The organism is Streptomyces sp. NPDC097129 (genome assembly GCF_055668065.1).
Genome location: NZ_JBVOQE010000012.1, coordinates 36,722 through 50,418 on the forward strand (window position 1 = coordinate 36,722; position 13,697 = coordinate 50,418).

At 73.2% G+C, this 13,697-nt stretch carries 15 protein-coding genes and 1 pseudogene; 10 read left to right on the top strand and 6 right to left on the bottom strand.

What is annotated here, in order from left to right:
• Positions 1-8: 8 nt before the first annotated feature.
• On the top strand, positions 9-665 hold the full coding sequence (locus AC0B9F_RS29870) for a trimeric intracellular cation channel family protein (protein WP_472007794.1): 657 nt from the start codon (positions 9-11) through the stop codon (positions 663-665).
• Between the two features lie 794 nt (positions 666-1,459).
• On the opposite strand, the pseudogene AC0B9F_RS29875 reads toward AC0B9F_RS29870, so the two are convergent.
• Positions 1,460-2,694, bottom strand: a pseudogene (locus AC0B9F_RS29875) (alpha/beta hydrolase).
• 152 nt (positions 2,695-2,846) lie between these two features.
• Between AC0B9F_RS29875 and AC0B9F_RS29880 the strand changes: the two are divergent.
• Positions 2,847-3,707: a thioesterase family protein gene (locus AC0B9F_RS29880; RefSeq protein ID WP_472007795.1), complete on the top strand. Its 861-nt coding sequence runs from the start codon at positions 2,847-2,849 to the stop codon at positions 3,705-3,707.
• Here AC0B9F_RS29880 and AC0B9F_RS29885 read toward each other — a convergent pair.
• A complete protein-coding gene (locus AC0B9F_RS29885; RefSeq protein WP_472007796.1) occupies positions 3,694-4,287 on the bottom strand; it encodes a TIGR03086 family metal-binding protein in 594 nt (197 codons plus the stop codon). The genes AC0B9F_RS29880 and AC0B9F_RS29885 overlap by 14 nt on opposite strands.
• A 105-nt stretch (positions 4,288-4,392) precedes the next feature.
• On the opposite strand from AC0B9F_RS29885, the gene AC0B9F_RS29890 reads away from it, so the two are divergent.
• A complete protein-coding gene (locus AC0B9F_RS29890) occupies positions 4,393-5,397 on the top strand; it encodes a helix-turn-helix transcriptional regulator (RefSeq protein WP_472007798.1) in 1,005 nt (334 codons plus the stop codon).
• A gap of 7 nt (positions 5,398-5,404) precedes the next feature.
• Here AC0B9F_RS29890 and AC0B9F_RS29895 read toward each other — a convergent pair whose 3' ends face one another.
• Positions 5,405-6,031, bottom strand: coding sequence for a TetR family transcriptional regulator (locus tag AC0B9F_RS29895; protein ID WP_472007799.1), 627 nt, complete (start codon positions 6,029-6,031; stop codon positions 5,405-5,407).
• A gap of 133 nt (positions 6,032-6,164) precedes the next feature.
• Here AC0B9F_RS29895 and AC0B9F_RS29900 point away from each other — a divergent pair, with 133 nt between their 5' ends.
• The 3 genes from AC0B9F_RS29900 (at position 6,165) to AC0B9F_RS29910 (ending at position 7,989) form a co-directional block, all read left to right on the top strand.
• Positions 6,165-6,332 carry a hypothetical protein gene (locus tag AC0B9F_RS29900; RefSeq protein ID WP_472007800.1) on the top strand — a complete coding sequence of 56 codons (168 nt, stop codon included), beginning with the start codon at positions 6,165-6,167 and terminating at the stop codon, positions 6,330-6,332.
• A 47-nt stretch (positions 6,333-6,379) separates the two neighbouring features.
• Positions 6,380-6,670, top strand: a complete 291-nt coding sequence (locus AC0B9F_RS29905) for a DUF4190 domain-containing protein (RefSeq protein WP_472007802.1) — start codon at positions 6,380-6,382, stop codon at positions 6,668-6,670.
• 149 nt (positions 6,671-6,819) lie between these two features.
• On the top strand, positions 6,820-7,989 hold the full coding sequence (locus tag AC0B9F_RS29910) for a cysteine desulfurase family protein (protein WP_472007803.1): 1,170 nt from the start codon (positions 6,820-6,822) through the stop codon (positions 7,987-7,989).
• Between the two features lie 272 nt (positions 7,990-8,261).
• Here the strand turns inward: AC0B9F_RS29910 and AC0B9F_RS29915 are convergent, their stop codons facing one another.
• Positions 8,262-8,921, bottom strand: a complete 660-nt coding sequence (locus AC0B9F_RS29915) for an N-acetylmuramoyl-L-alanine amidase (RefSeq protein ID WP_472007805.1) — start codon at positions 8,919-8,921, stop codon at positions 8,262-8,264.
• Between the two features lie 60 nt (positions 8,922-8,981).
• On the opposite strand from AC0B9F_RS29915, the gene mnmA reads away from it, so the two are divergent.
• The gene (gene mnmA, locus AC0B9F_RS29920) at positions 8,982-10,112 is read left to right on the top strand and encodes a tRNA 2-thiouridine(34) synthase MnmA (RefSeq protein WP_472007806.1); all 1,131 of its coding nucleotides are present in this window, start codon (positions 8,982-8,984) and stop codon (positions 10,110-10,112) included.
• Positions 10,113-10,124: 12 nt separating this feature from the next.
• Here the strand turns inward: mnmA and AC0B9F_RS29925 are convergent, their stop codons facing one another.
• Positions 10,125-10,937 (bottom strand): alpha/beta fold hydrolase, encoded by an 813-nt coding sequence (locus tag AC0B9F_RS29925; protein ID WP_472007808.1) that lies wholly within the window; start codon positions 10,935-10,937, stop codon positions 10,125-10,127.
• Between the two features lie 37 nt (positions 10,938-10,974).
• Positions 10,975-11,298, bottom strand: a complete 324-nt coding sequence (locus AC0B9F_RS29930) for a DUF427 domain-containing protein (protein WP_472008112.1) — start codon at positions 11,296-11,298, stop codon at positions 10,975-10,977.
• A 52-nt stretch (positions 11,299-11,350) separates the two neighbouring features.
• Between AC0B9F_RS29930 and AC0B9F_RS29935 the strand changes: the two genes are divergently transcribed.
• The 3 genes from AC0B9F_RS29935 to AC0B9F_RS29945 all read left to right on the top strand — a co-directional run bounded on the left by AC0B9F_RS29935 (position 11,351) and on the right by AC0B9F_RS29945 (position 13,697).
• Positions 11,351-11,890 (top strand): LOG family protein, encoded by a 540-nt coding sequence (locus tag AC0B9F_RS29935; protein WP_472007809.1) that lies wholly within the window; start codon positions 11,351-11,353, stop codon positions 11,888-11,890.
• 18 nt (positions 11,891-11,908) lie between these two features.
• Positions 11,909-12,607, top strand: a complete 699-nt coding sequence (locus tag AC0B9F_RS29940) for an SDR family oxidoreductase (protein WP_472007811.1) — start codon at positions 11,909-11,911, stop codon at positions 12,605-12,607.
• Between the two features lie 82 nt (positions 12,608-12,689).
• Entirely contained in the window at positions 12,690-13,697 is a 1,008-nt protein-coding gene (locus AC0B9F_RS29945) for a methionine synthase (RefSeq protein ID WP_472007813.1), read from the top strand.

Genomic DNA, 13,697 nt, shown 5'->3' on the forward strand with positions numbered 1-13,697 from the left:
ATGTTCGGGTGATCCCCCAGCTCTTCAGTCCCTCCGTCCAGCACACGCTGGACCTGGTCGGCATCTTCGTCTTCGCCATCTCCGGCGCACTGCTGGCCGTGCGCAAGAACTTCGACGTCTTCGGCATCGCCGTCCTCGCCGAGGTCACCGCGCTGGGCGGGGGGCTGTTCCGGGACCTGATCATCGGCGCGGTACCGCCGGCCGCCTTCACGGACCTCGGCTACTTCGTCACGCCGCTGCTCGCCACGCTCGTGGTGTTCTTCATGCATCCGCACGTCGAGCGGATCCAGGCGGCGGTCCTCGTCTTCGACGCCGCCGGCCTCGGCCTGTTCTGCGTCGCCGGGACGATGAAGGCGTACGCCTACGGGCTCGGCCTGACCGCGTCGGCGACCCTGGGCCTGGCGACGGCGGTCGGCGGCGGCGTCCTGCGCGACGTACTCGCCAACGAGGTGCCGTCGCTGCTGCGCTGGGACCGCGACCTGTACGCGGTCCCGGCGATCGTCGGCTCCACCATGGTCGCGCTGTGCATCCGCTACGACACCCTCACCCCGCTGACCAGCGGCCTCGCCGCGGCGACGGCCTTCGTCCTGCGGCTGCTCGCGATGCGGTTCCACTGGCGGGCCCCCCGGGCATGGAACCGCCGCTCGACGGTGCGGGAGGAGTAACACCCGGGGCGCCCCTTGTCCGTGCTGCCGCCGAACGATTGGCTGCGGACCGGGGGCCCGGAGGCTCACCACCTCCCGGCCCGCGGCGCTCCCGGCACCCCCACCCTGGCCGACAGCCTCGCGGTGGCGCCGGCCGTCGTCCTGCGGCTGCTCGCGACGCGGTCCCACTGGCGGGCCCCAGGGGCCGGGAACCAGCGCTCGGGGCGGGCCCCACGGGCCGGGAACCGGCGCTCGACGGTGCGGGGGAGGGGGGAGGCGGAGTAACGCCCTCGGCAGCGTCCGGCGCCTACTCGGCGCGCTACCGGCGCCTTAGCAGCGCCCTCGGTCCCTGCCGCCCCTGAGACGATCCGCTGCGAGTCAGGCCCCCGGAGGCTTCGCTGCTTGGGGCCCGCGGCGGCTCCTTGACGCCCTGAGCCCGCTGACCGGCGGCGGGCGGCCTCGCGGCGATGACGGTCTTCGTCCAAGTCAGGGCCCCGGACGGCCTCGCTGATGCGGTTCCACCGGCGGGCCCCCGGGCATGGAACCGCCGCTCGACGGTGCGGGAGGAGAAACGCCCCCGGCGCGCACCCGGTACCTGCCCGGCCGCCGCCCAGGGGCTCACTCTGGCCGCAGCCCTCGGCGGGTCCTGGCGGCGCGGCGCTGGGTCCGGCTCCGCGGGCGGTGAAGCGGCGTTCCGCGGTGTGGGGGAGCGGTGCCTTCCGTGGGCTGCCGGGTCGCCGGCCGCCGCGTGTCGGTGCGGAAACGATCCGCTGTGCGCCGAGCCCGCGGGCTGTGCGGTCAGGGCCGCCGCAGGATCACTGCTTGCGGCCCGCGGTGGTTCCCGACGGGGCGCCGCTGGCCAGGTCCGCGCGGGTGGAACCCGCCTTCCGGGTGGCCGGAGGCGCGCCCGCGGCGGGGTCCTTGACGCCGTGTTGCCCATCTGCACCGACAGCCAGCGGAAGATCGTGTCGACCTGCGGCTTCCACAGGGCCATCGTGTGGCCGCCCGCGGTGCGCGGCAGATAGACCACGTGGACGGTGGTGGGCGCCTTGGCCGCCTGCTTCAGGGCCATGGCCGCCTCGTAGCCGTCGCGCGGCTGGCCGGAGAGGTAGAGGGCGATCTGCGGCGGCACCTTGGCCTTGCGCAGCAGCATGTACGGGTTGTTCGCGGCGCGCAGCGCGGGCGTCTGCGCCGCGAGGGAGTTGCTCTCGCCGATCGGGTCGTTGTACCCGGACAGGCTCACGGCCGCCCGGTAGCGGTCGGGGTGGGCGACGGCGAGCTTGGCCGCGCAGTGCGCGCCCGCGGAGTAGCCGGCGACCGCCCAGCCGCCCGGCGCGGGCTGGGTGCGGAAGTTGTCCATGACCATCTTCGGCACGTCGACGCTCAGCCAGGTGTCGGCGTTGACCGTCCCGGGGATGTTGGCGCAGCCCGTGTCCACGCCGGCCAGCAGGTTGGTGCGCGGCGCGACCAGGATGAACGGCGCGACCTCGCCGGAGCGCATCAGCGGCAGCAGCTGCTCGTGGGCCTTCATCGACCCGAACCAGGCCTTCGCCGAGCCGGGGTAGCCCGGCAGCACCTCGACGACCGGGAACTTGTAGTTCCGCCAGCCGGGCAGGTGGTACTGCGGCGGCAGCCAGACGTAGACCTCGGCGTCCACCCCGGACACCTGCCCCTTGAGCTGGGTGACCTGCACGCCGCCGGCGGCGCGCATGCCGGGCCCGGTCGCCGGGCTGAACGTCTGCTTGACCTTGGGCAACTTGTCCAGCGCGATGGTGCCGGTGCCGTTCGCACCGAGGTCGGCGGCCTGGTGGACGTGGTCGCCGGTGCCGAGCAGGTCGTCCCAGTTGTCGTACAGATTGTTGGCGTTGTTGACCAGGACGAACACCAGGGCGACGGCGGTGCCCTGGGCGAACATCAGCATCAGCAGCCGGGCCGCGGCGCGCACGGCCTTCGGTCCGCGCAGCCGTGACCACAGGACCAGAGGAACGAGCACGGCCACGACGGCCAGCACGATCAAGAGGTAGAGGAACGGAGTCCCGGTGAGGCTCATATCCCTAGAGAGGGCGATAACGCCCACAAGGTTTACGGACCGATGCGGACACTTACCGTTTAATTGCCGAAGCCTCACCTGGGCGGCGGTGCGGGAGGGGTCACAGAGGCGAAAAGCTACCGCTTAGTAGTTACCTGTTGTACCGTTCATCCATGCCAGAAGCAGCTTCCGCAGCGGCCCGCCGGGCCATGATCGGCGACAGCGAGTTCGACCGCGACACCGCCGTCACCCGCCGCGCCCCCGGTGTCTACGACATCGACCTCTCGGCCGGCTGGACGATCATCAGCGCCGTCAACGGCGGCTACCTGCTGGCCGTCCTCGGCCGCGCCCTGGCGGACGCCCTGCCGCACCCCGACCCGTTCACCGTCTCGGCGCACTACCTCACCGCCTCCCAGTCGGGCCCCGCGGTCATCCGCACCGAGGTCGTCCGCACCGGCCGCACCCTCTCCACCGGCCAGGCGTCCCTCTTCCAGTACGACGACGAGGGCCGCGAGGTCGAGCGGATCCGCGTCCTCGCCTCATACGGCGACCTGGCCGCGCTCCCCGACGACGTGCGCACCACGGCGAAGCCGCCGGCCGTCCCGCCCATCGAACAGTGCTTCGGTGCGCAGGACTCACCCGCCCCCGTCCCGGGCAGCTCCGCCATCACCGACCGGCTGATGCTGAAGCTGGATCCGGCCACCCTCGGCTGGGCGCTCGGGCAGCCCTCCGGCAAGGGCGAGATGCGGGCCTGGTTCGGCCTCGCCGACGGCCGCGACCCCGACCCGCTCTCCCTCCTGCTCGCCGTGGACGCCCTGCCGCCCACCGCCTTCGAGATGGGACTGAGCGGCTGGGTGCCCACCGTCGAGCTGACCGTCCACGTCCGGGCCCGCCCGGCCGCCGGCCCGCTGCGCGTGGCCATCACCACGCGCAACCTCGCCGGCGGCTTCCTGGAGGAGGACGCCGAGGTCTGGGACAGCGCCGACCGGCTGGTCGCCCAGTCCCGGCAGCTGGCCCGCGTCAGGCTCGGCTGAAGGGTTCCCGGCCCAGCCAGGCGGCGAGCTGCTCGTGGACGCCGGCGCCCTCGGGTGCCGGCTGGACCGATGCGAAGGCGCTGCCCGGGGCCCGCTCGGGCTCCGGCAGCACGCGGCGCGCGGTGGCCAGCGCGAACCCGGCCGGCTCCGGGTCGAGCTCCAGCGGGCGGCCGAGCGCCTCGTTCAGGTCCCAGGTGTGGGTGACGATCTCCATGACGTACCCGGACAGCGCGGCGTGCCCCGGCACCTCGCCCCACGGCACGCGCACCATCGCCGCCAACCGCTCGTCGGCCGACCAGGCCCGCAGCGCGCGCTCGCGCACCTCGTCGTACGCCGCCGCCCACCCGTCGTCCCCGACGCCCTCGGCGACCGGCGCCACGGCGAGCCCGTCGCCGCCCTCGCCGACGACGGCGATGCGCCGGGTGCCGCCCACGACATGGCTCAGCAGCGCGCGCACGTCGAACTCCGTACACGGTGTCGGCCCGGCCAGCTGCTCGGGCCGTACCGTCTTGATGAGCGCCGCCGCCTGCTCGGTGGCGCGGGCGTAGACGGGGCGGGGGTCGGTTCCGGTGACGGTCATGGTCGTCCTCCTGAAGGCTGTTCGGTGAGAGGAAGCATCGCCGGATAACCTGACAGCGGCCGTCAACATTTGCCTCGCGGTCGGGAATGGCCTGAAGCTGACGCCGTGAAGTCCGACCGTCTCCTGTCCATCCTGCTGCTGTTGCAGACCCGTGGCCGCGTCCCCGCGCACGAACTCGCCGAGCGGCTGGAGGTGTCGGTGCGCACCATCTACCGCGACATCGAGGCCCTGTCCGCCTCCGGCGTCCCCGTCTACGCCGAGCGCGGCCGGCACGGCGGCATCCAGCTCCTCGCCGGTTTCCGCACGGACGTGACGGGCCTGACCGCCGACGAGTCCCGGGCGCTGTTCATCCTGGCCGCCCAGGGCGCGCACGCCGCGCTCGGGCTGGACGCCGCGCTGGGCTCGGCGCTGCGCAAGGTGATGGCCGCGCTGCCCGCCCCGCACCGCCCGGCCGCCGAGGTGACCAGCCGGCGCATCCTGGTCGACGCCACCCGCTGGCGCGGCGGCCCCCCGCGCGCCGTCGACCTGGACGTGCTGCAGGACGCCGTCTTCGCCGACCGCCGCCTGACACTGCGCTACCGGCACAGCGGCGAGCGCGAGCCGCGCACCTACACCGTCGACCCCTACGGCCTGGTGTCCAAGGCGGGCGTCTGGTACCTCGTCGCCGACCGGCGCGGCCGGCCCCGGCTCTTCCGCGCCGACCGGGTGCGCTCGGCGAAGCTGCTCGACGACCCGGTGCGGCGCCGGCCCGGCGTCGAACTCGCCGACGCCTGGGAGGTGCTGCGCCGCCAGGTGGAGGAGCGGCCGGGCGGTCTGGAGGTGGTGGTGCGGGTGCGGCGCGACCGGCTCGACATGTTCCGGCGCATGATGGCGTCCACGCTCGCCGCGCTCCCCGACGACGACGGTCACGGCGACTGGGTGACCGCCCACCTGTCGTACGGCGTCGTCGCCGAGGCCCGTCAGCTGCTCGCGTTCTCCGACCGGGTCGAGGTGCTCTCGCCGCCCGAGGTGAGGGAGGAACTGGCCCGCGCGGCCGCCGCCGTCACGGAGCTGTACGCGTCCTCCGCGCGGTCGCCCGCGTCCTCCGCGAAGCCGCACGCGTCTGGCTGAGGGTCGCTCAGTCGAGCCAGTGACGGCGGCCGATGGTGATCAGCCGCATCTGGCGGGTCGCCATCTGAGTGACCCGCTCCCGCTCCGCCTCGGGCGCATCCAGGGACTCCAGGAAGAGCGAGGCGGTGATGAGCATCTGGTCGACGTAGAGCGTGGCGAGCATCAGCAGGTCGTCGTCGCCCCAGCCCGCGGAGACCGGGTCGTTGGCCAGCTCGGCCTTCACCTCGTCACCGAACCGGGCCAGTTGCTCGCGGATCGCCTCCCGTACCGGCTGGACTCCGCCATGTCGCTCCCGGGCGATAAAACGGACATGTGCCGGGTACGCGTCCACATGACGGGCGATCAGTTCGACGGCGCGCGTGATGCGTTCCTCGTGGTCGCCCGCCGTGGACACCGTCGTCCTGATCATCGGGTGCAGGCTGCCCAGCGCCTCCTCGACCAGTGCCACGCCCAGATCCTCGATGGAGCGGAAGTGGCGGTAGAAGGCGGTCGGGGCGACGCCGACGGCGCGCGTGACCTCGCGCAGGCCCAGGCTGCTCAGGCTCTGCCCCTCCAGCAGGCCGAGCGCCGCGGTCAGGAGAGCCTGGCGGGTCTTCAGTTTCTGGGCCTGCCGGACGCCGAGGGTGTGACTCATACCATGCAGTTAACAACTGTTCTCCGGAATTGAAAAGCCATGGAGCGCGCTAGACTGGGAAGTCAGTGAACAACTGTAACTACAACCGTTCACCGGAACTTCACGAGAGCGTCTCGTCAGGGGGCTTCATCCCATGCTCTTCCTCGTCGCCGCACTTCTCCTCCTCGGTGTCGCCATGGGCACCGTGGCTCACGCGCCGCTGTCCTTCACCGCCGTCGCGGCCATCGTCATCGCCGTCTGGCTGGCCGTCTTCGCCGTCCGCGAGCGCCACGCCCGCCGGCGCGGCACGCCGGCCCGGTGACCGTCCGCACGTCCCGTCACGACGTAGACCGCAGGGAGCTGACCACCATGCAATTGACCGCACCGGCCAACCAGCGCACCGGCACGAGCGGCAAGCGCCGCACCGGCACGCGCGACTCCGACGGCATGGCCGTCGCCTCGTTCATCCTGGGCCTGCTGGGCCTGCTCGTCCTCAACCTCTTCCTCGGCCCCATCTCCATCGCCCTGGCCGCCATCGCCCTGTGGCGCGGCACGGCCCGCCGCGGCCGCGCGTACCTGGGTCTGGCGCTGGGCGTGGCCGACCTGGTCGTCCTGCTCGCGTTCATGCAGGCGGACCACTCGGTGTCCTGGAGCTTCTAGGGACAGCTGCGGTCGCGTCCTGGGGCTCGCAGCGGTACGCCCGCGTCCGGGGCTTTCGCAGGCGTGGCCACCGCCGTGGACGCACGTCGGGCAACCGGGCCGCCCTGGAGCCGGGGGCGCCCACCCGTGCCCCGTAGAATCGGCACACCATGGCTTACCTCGACCACGCCGCGACCACCCCGATGCTCCCGGAGGCGGCAGAGGCCCTGACCGCCCAGCTGAGCATCACGGGCAACGCCTCGTCCCTCCACGCATCCGGCCGCAGGGCACGCCGTACCGTCGAGGAGGCCCGCGAGACCCTCGCCGAAGCGCTCGGCGCCCGCCCCAGCGAGGTGGTCCTCACCTCCGGCGGCACCGAGGCCGACAACCTCGCGGTCAAGGGCCTGTACTGGTCCCGCCGCGACGCCGACCCCGCCCGCACCCGGGTCCTCGCCAGCCCCGTCGAGCACCACGCCGTCCTGGACGCCGTCCACTGGCTCGGCGAGCACGAGGGCGCCACCGTCGAGTACCTCCCGGTGGACGGCCACGGGCGGGTCCACCCCGACGCCCTGCGCGAGGCGATCGCCCGCGACCCCGGCGGCGTCGCGCTGGCCACCGTGATGTGGGCGAACAACGAGATCGGCACACTGGAGCCGGTCCGCGAACTCGCCGACGTCGCCGCCGAGTTCGGCATCCCGCTGCACTCCGACGCCGTCCAGGCCTTCGGGCAGGTCCCCCTCGACTTCGCCGCCTCCGGCCTCGCCGCGATGACCGTCTCCGGCCACAAGATCGGCGGCCCGTACGGCATCGGCGCCCTGCTCCTCGGCCGCGAGTACAGCCCCGTGCCCGTGCTGCACGGCGGCGGCCAGGAGCGCCACGTGCGCTCCGGCACCCTCGACGTCCCCGCGATCGCCTCCTTCGCCGTCGCCGGCCGTCTCGCCGCCGAGCAGCGCGAGTGGTTCGCCCGCGAGATCGGCGCCCTGCGCGACCAGCTGATCGACGCGGTCCGTACGGCCGTGCCGGACGCGATCCTCGGCGGCGACCCGGCGCCGGAGGGCCGGCTGCCGGCCAACGCCCACTTCACCTTCCCCGGCTGCGAGGGCGACTCCCTGCTGCTCCTGCTGGACGCCCAGGGCATCGAATGCTCCACCGGCTCCGCCTGCACCGCGGGCGTCGCCCAACCCAGCCACGTCCTGCTCGCCACCGGCGCGGATCCCGACCTGGCCCGCGGCACCCTGCGCTTCTCCCTCGGCCACACCTCCACCGAGGCCGACGTCGAGGCCCTGGGCAAGGCCATCGGCCCGGCGGTCGAACGGGCCCGCGCGGCGGGACTGACGTAGGGCAGGTAGGGCAGACGGGCCGCGGGCACACAAAGGGACCTACGAAGCGGGTTCCCTTCGCCGGCATGGTCCGGATCAGGTGCTGGGGGTCGCCTTCCGGTCGTGAAACCGTCCGGCCTCTCAGCCCGACCGTCGACGTCGGCCTCAGCGGAAGCCTGCGCCTCTCGCTCAAGTCGGCTACTCCGGTCGAACTCCCTCACTCGCCCCGTAGGCCTATAACCAGGATAGAACGCGCTGTCCTGGATGGAAGGGGGCAAACCTTGATTTTTGCCTCACGCCGGCGCCGTGCGCGCCCGCCGCACCAGGCCCAGATAGCGGTCCCAGTCCCAGTGCGGTCCCGGATCGGTGTGGTCCGTGCCCGGCACCTCGACATGGCCGATGATGTGCTCCCGGTCGACGGGTATGCCGTACCTCCGGCAGATCCCGGCCGTCAGCCGCGCCGAGGCGGCGTACATCGCGGCGGTGAAGTCGCGCGGCCGGTCCACGAACCCCTCGTGCTCGATGCCGACACTGCGCTCGTTGTAGTCCCGGTTGCCCGCGTGGAAGGCCACGTCCAGCTCACGGATCATCTGCGTGACGTGCCCGTCCCGGCGGACGACGTAGTGCGCCGCCGCCTTGTGGCCCGGGTCCTGGAACACCTTCACCGCACTGCGGTAGCTGCCCTGCGTGACATGGACGACCACCCGGTCGATCACGTAGTCGTCGGGCCGGTCGGCCCGCCGGTAGTTCGCCGCCGAGGCCGCCACCCACTGCGCGCCCCGGAAGTCGACCGCGCCCGCCACGCGATCCTTCTCCACTCCCGGCAGCCGCCACCACAGGTGCCCCAGCTCGTCCCGGGCCAGCACCGCCGTGCCCGCGGCGGCCGCCGCGCCGCCGAGCAGCAGGGCGCGGCGCCCGATCCGCCGGTCCGTGTCGCTCTTCGCATCCCCCATGTCGTCGTCAACGCATATCCGGCGGTCCCGGTTCCCGCGCCCCCGTACCCTGGAAGGGCTATGACTGACACCCCGCAGCGCTCCCGCCCCCTCCGCGTCCTCGCCGCCATGTCGGGCGGCGTCGACTCCGCCGTCGCCGCGGCCCGCGCCGCCGAGGCGGGCCACGACGTGACCGGCGTCCACCTCGCGCTCTCCGCGAACCCGCAGTCCTTCCGCACGGGCGCGCGGGGCTGTTGCACCATCGAGGACTCCCGGGACGCCCGCCGCGCCGCGGACGTCATCGGCATCCCCTTCTACGTGTGGGACCTCGCCGACCGCTTCCGCGAGGACGTCGTCGAGGACTTCGTCGCCGAGTACGAGGCCGGGCGCACCCCGAACCCGTGCCTGCGCTGCAACGAGAAGATCAAGTTCGCGGCGCTGCTCGACAAGGCGCTCGCCCTCGGCTTCGACGCGGTGTGCACCGGCCACTACGCCCAGGTGATCGTGCGGGAGGACGGCTCCCGCGAGCTGCACCGCGCCTCCGACATGGCCAAGGACCAGTCGTACGTGCTCGGCGTGCTGGACGAGAAGCAGCTCGCGCACGCGATGTTCCCGCTCGGTGACACGGTCACCACCAAGGAGGAGATCCGCGCGGAGGCCGAGCGGCGCGGTCTCGCCGTCGCCAAGAAGCCCGACTCGCACGACATCTGCTTCATCGCCGACGGCGACACCCAGGGCTTCCTCGCCCGGCGCCTCGGCAAGGCGGAGGGCGACATCGTCGACGAGGCCGGCAACCGGATCGGCACGCACGAGGGCGCGTACGGCTTCACCATCGGCCAGCGCAAGGGCCTGCGGATCGGCACCCCGGCCCCCGACGGCAAGCCGCGCTACGTCCTGGACATCTCGCCGGTGAGCAACACCGTCACCGTCGGCCCCGCCGCCGCCCTCGACGTCACCGCCCTCACCGCGATCAAGCCGCGGTGGTGCGGCACGGCACCGGCGGGCCCCGGCACCTACACCGCCCAGCTGCGCGCCCACGGCGACGAGACCGAGGTCACCGCCGAACTGACCGACGGCGAACTGCGCGTCGCCTTCACCGAACCGGTCCGCGGCGTCGCCCCCGGCCAGGCAATCGTCCTGTACGACGGCACGCGCGTGGTGGGCTCGGCAACGATCGCGGCGACCACGCGCGCGACGGCCGGCGTGGCCTGACCCGAGCCGGCCTCACCCGCAGAACACGTCCGTCAGCACCGGGCCCAGCACGTCCGGCTCCACCATGTGGGTCTGGCCCTCCAGGAGACGGTGGTCACTGTGGGGTGCCGTCTCGGCGAGCCTCCGGTTCGCGTCGCGCATCCACTCCGGGCTCGCCCCGCCCGCCACCACCAGCAGCGGTACGGAGAGCGCGGCGATCCGCTCGCGGGGCAGCAGGCCGTCGCCCATCACCGCGGCGTCGTACGCCAGGCTGGGGGCGACCGCCTCCATGCCGGCCCACATGGGGGACTGGCGGGCGCCCCGGATCATCTCCTCGCCGAGCCCGGTCAGGCGCAGGAACAACTCCACCGCGTCCCCGCGCCGGTCGTCGGCGAGCGCCGCGGTCAGGTCCCGCACGTACGCGGCGTGCCACTCCGCGCCGCCCGCCAGGAAGTCCAAGTACGGCACCTCGTACACGCCGGCCCGACGCACCGGAAGCCCGCTCGCCACCGCCTCCAGCACCAGCGCGCCGCCCGAGGAGACGCCGAACAGGGCCGCCTCACCGCCCACCGCGTCGATCAGCGCGGCCAGGTCCTCGACCTCCCGCTCCACCGCGTACGGCACCGTGTCACCGCTCTCGCCACGGCCCCGGCGGTCGTACACCACGGCCGTGCAGCGCCCGGCGAGCCGCTCGGCCAGCGGGGCCAGCGTGCCCCCGGTGGACATCGCGCCGCTGACCAGGATCACGGCCGGGCCGTCCCCGTGGCGTGTGCCGGCGATGCGGGTGCCGTCGCGCGACACCACCGTCAGCCTGTCGTTGCCGTCCTGCTTCTCCTGCTTCTCCATGGCAGAGCAGACTGCCGCAGAACGCGCGTCCCGTCGATCACGACACTTCGACGTCGTAGAAGCACAGATGGCCCTTGATCTCGGCCACCTCGGGCTTGGGGTCCGGGTAGGACCACACCAGGTCCGGGGCGCCGGGCAGCGACCAGTAGGACGCCGTGCCCTTGAACGGGCAGTGGGTGTGGGTGTCGGAAGGGGTGAGCAGGTCGAGCCGGACGTCCTCGGCGGGCAGGTAGTAGCGCGGCGGACAGCCGGTCTCGCGCAGCACGAGCGGGCGCTCGCTCTCGGCCAGAATCCGGCCGTCGCGCACCACGCGCACGTGCCGGTCGCTTCGCTCGACGGTGATGCTGTGTCCTCGGGTCATGTTGTCGAACAGCGCTTTCCGGGCACCGGTTCTTCCCGCGTACGGTGGCTCCATGCGTATCTGTGTCTTCCTCTCCGCCGCCGACCTCGACGACCGCTACACCCGCCCCGCGCGCGAGTTCGCCGAACTGCTGGGCAAGGGCGGCCACACGCTCGTGTGGGGCGGCTCGGACGTCGGCCTGATGAAGGTCGTCGCCGACGGCGTGCAGGAGGCCGGCGGGCGGCTGTGCGGGGTCTCGGTGGACTTCCTGGCGGCCAAGGTCCGGCCGGGCGTCGACGACATGGTGATCGCCAAGGACCTCGCCGAGCGCAAGCGGCTGCTGCTGGAGAGGGCCGACGCGGTGGTGATCATGGTGGGCGGCACGGGCACGCTCGACGAGGCCACCGAGATCCTGGAGCTGAAGAAGCACGGCCACACCGACAAGCCGGTGGTGCTGCTGAACACCGCGGGCTTCTACGACGGCCTCAAGGAGCAGTTCCGGCGCATGGACGACGAGGGCTTCCTGCCCCGCCCGCTCACCGACCTGGTGTTCTTCGCCGAGGAGCCGGTGGGTGCGCTGGCCTACCTGGAGGAGAGCCAGGGCATCGCCTGAGCCGGCGGTGATGCGAGCATGGCGGGCATGGCTACACATGTGATCACCGGAGCCGGTTCCGGCATCGGCGCGGCCGTCGCCCGCCGCCTGCACGCGCGCGGGGACGACCTCGTGCTGCACGCGCGTGACGCGGGCCGCGCGAAGGAGCTGGCCGCCGCGTTCCCCGGCGCGCGGACCCTGGTCGGCGACCTCGCGGACCCCGACAAGCTGTCCTGGGCGCTGTCGCACCAGTCGCTGCCGGAGCGCGTGGACTCGCTGCTGCACATCGCGGGCGTCGTCGACCTCGGCCCGGTCGGCGACCTGACCCCGAAGTCCTGGCGCCACCAGCTCAACGTCAACCTGATCGCGCCCGCCGAGCTGACCCGCCTGCTGCTGCCCCAGCTCCGCGTCGCCCGCGGCCACGTGCTGTTCGTCAACTCCGGCGCCGGCCTGAACGCGCACGCCGAGTGGTCGGCGTACGCCGCCTCCAAGCACGGCCTGAAGGCCCTCGCCGACTCCCTGCGTCAGGAGGAGCACGGCAGCGGCGTCCGCGTCACCTCCGTCTACCCCGGCCGTACGGCCAGCCCCATGCAGGCCAAGGTCCACCAGCAGGAGGGCAGGGAGTACGACCCGTCCCGCTTCATCGACCCCGAGTCGGTCGCCACGACGATCCTGATGGCGCTCGACCTGCCCGACGACGCGGAGGTCAACGACCTCACGGTGCGGCCGGGACGCTGATCCCGCGCGGGAGCGGCGCCGGGGCGCCCGGCCACCGGCAGCCGGGGAAGGATCCGCGGCCACGCTTACGTAGGCTTCGGGAGTGAGCGAAAACAGCCAGTTCAGGTTCGGTGGCGCCACCGGGGTCGGGTCGATGCCCGGGGGTGATGCCCGGGAGGCCGTCAAGACCGTCACCGGGTCCTTCGAGGACTTCCCGTTTCTGCCGGAGCTGCCCGCCCGCGGCCCCGGCGCCGACATGATCGGCCGGACCGCGGGGATGCTCGTCGAGCTGTACGCGCGCGTGGAGCCCAGCGGCTGGCGGCTCGGCGACCGGCCGGGCCGCGACACCAAACGGGCCCGGTCCTGGCTCGGCGAGGACCTCGACGCGCTGGAGGAGTTCACACAGGGCTACACCGGGCCGCTGAAGGTGCAGGCGGTCGGCCCGTGGACACTCGCCGCCGGCCTGGAGCTGAGGAACGGCGAGGCCGCCCTCTCCGACCCGGGCGCCTGCCGCGACCTCGCCGCCTCCCTCACCGAGGGGCTGCGGCTCCACCTCGCCGAGGTCCAGCGGCGCGTCCCCGGCGCGCAGCTCGTCCTCCAGCTCGACGAGCCGTCCCTCACCGCCGTCCTGCGCGGCCACGTGAGGAGCGCCAGCGGCTACCGCACCCACCGCGCCGTCGACCGGCAGGTCGTCGAGGCCACCCTCCGCGACACCGTCGCCGTGCAGGCCGGCGGTCCCGTCGTGGTCCACTCCTGCGCCCCCGACGTGCCCTTCGCCCTGCTGCGCCGGGCCGGCGCGGCGGCCGTCTCCTTCGACTTCTCGCTGCTCACCGAGCGTGACGACGACACGCTCGGCGAGGCGGTCGAGAGCGGCACCCGGCTGTTCGCCGGTGTCGTCCCGGGCACGGACGGCCCGTTGTCAGACCCTGCCGGTAGCGTCATGGGTGTCAGGACGTTGTGGCGCAGGCTGGGCCTGCATCCGGGACTGCTCGCTCAGGCGGTCACGGTGACGCCGGCGTGCGGGCTCGCGGGCGCCTCTCCGGCGTACGCGCGCCAGGCGCTCGCGCACTGCGCCCGGGCGGCGAGATCCCTCGCGGACAACCCAGAGTAA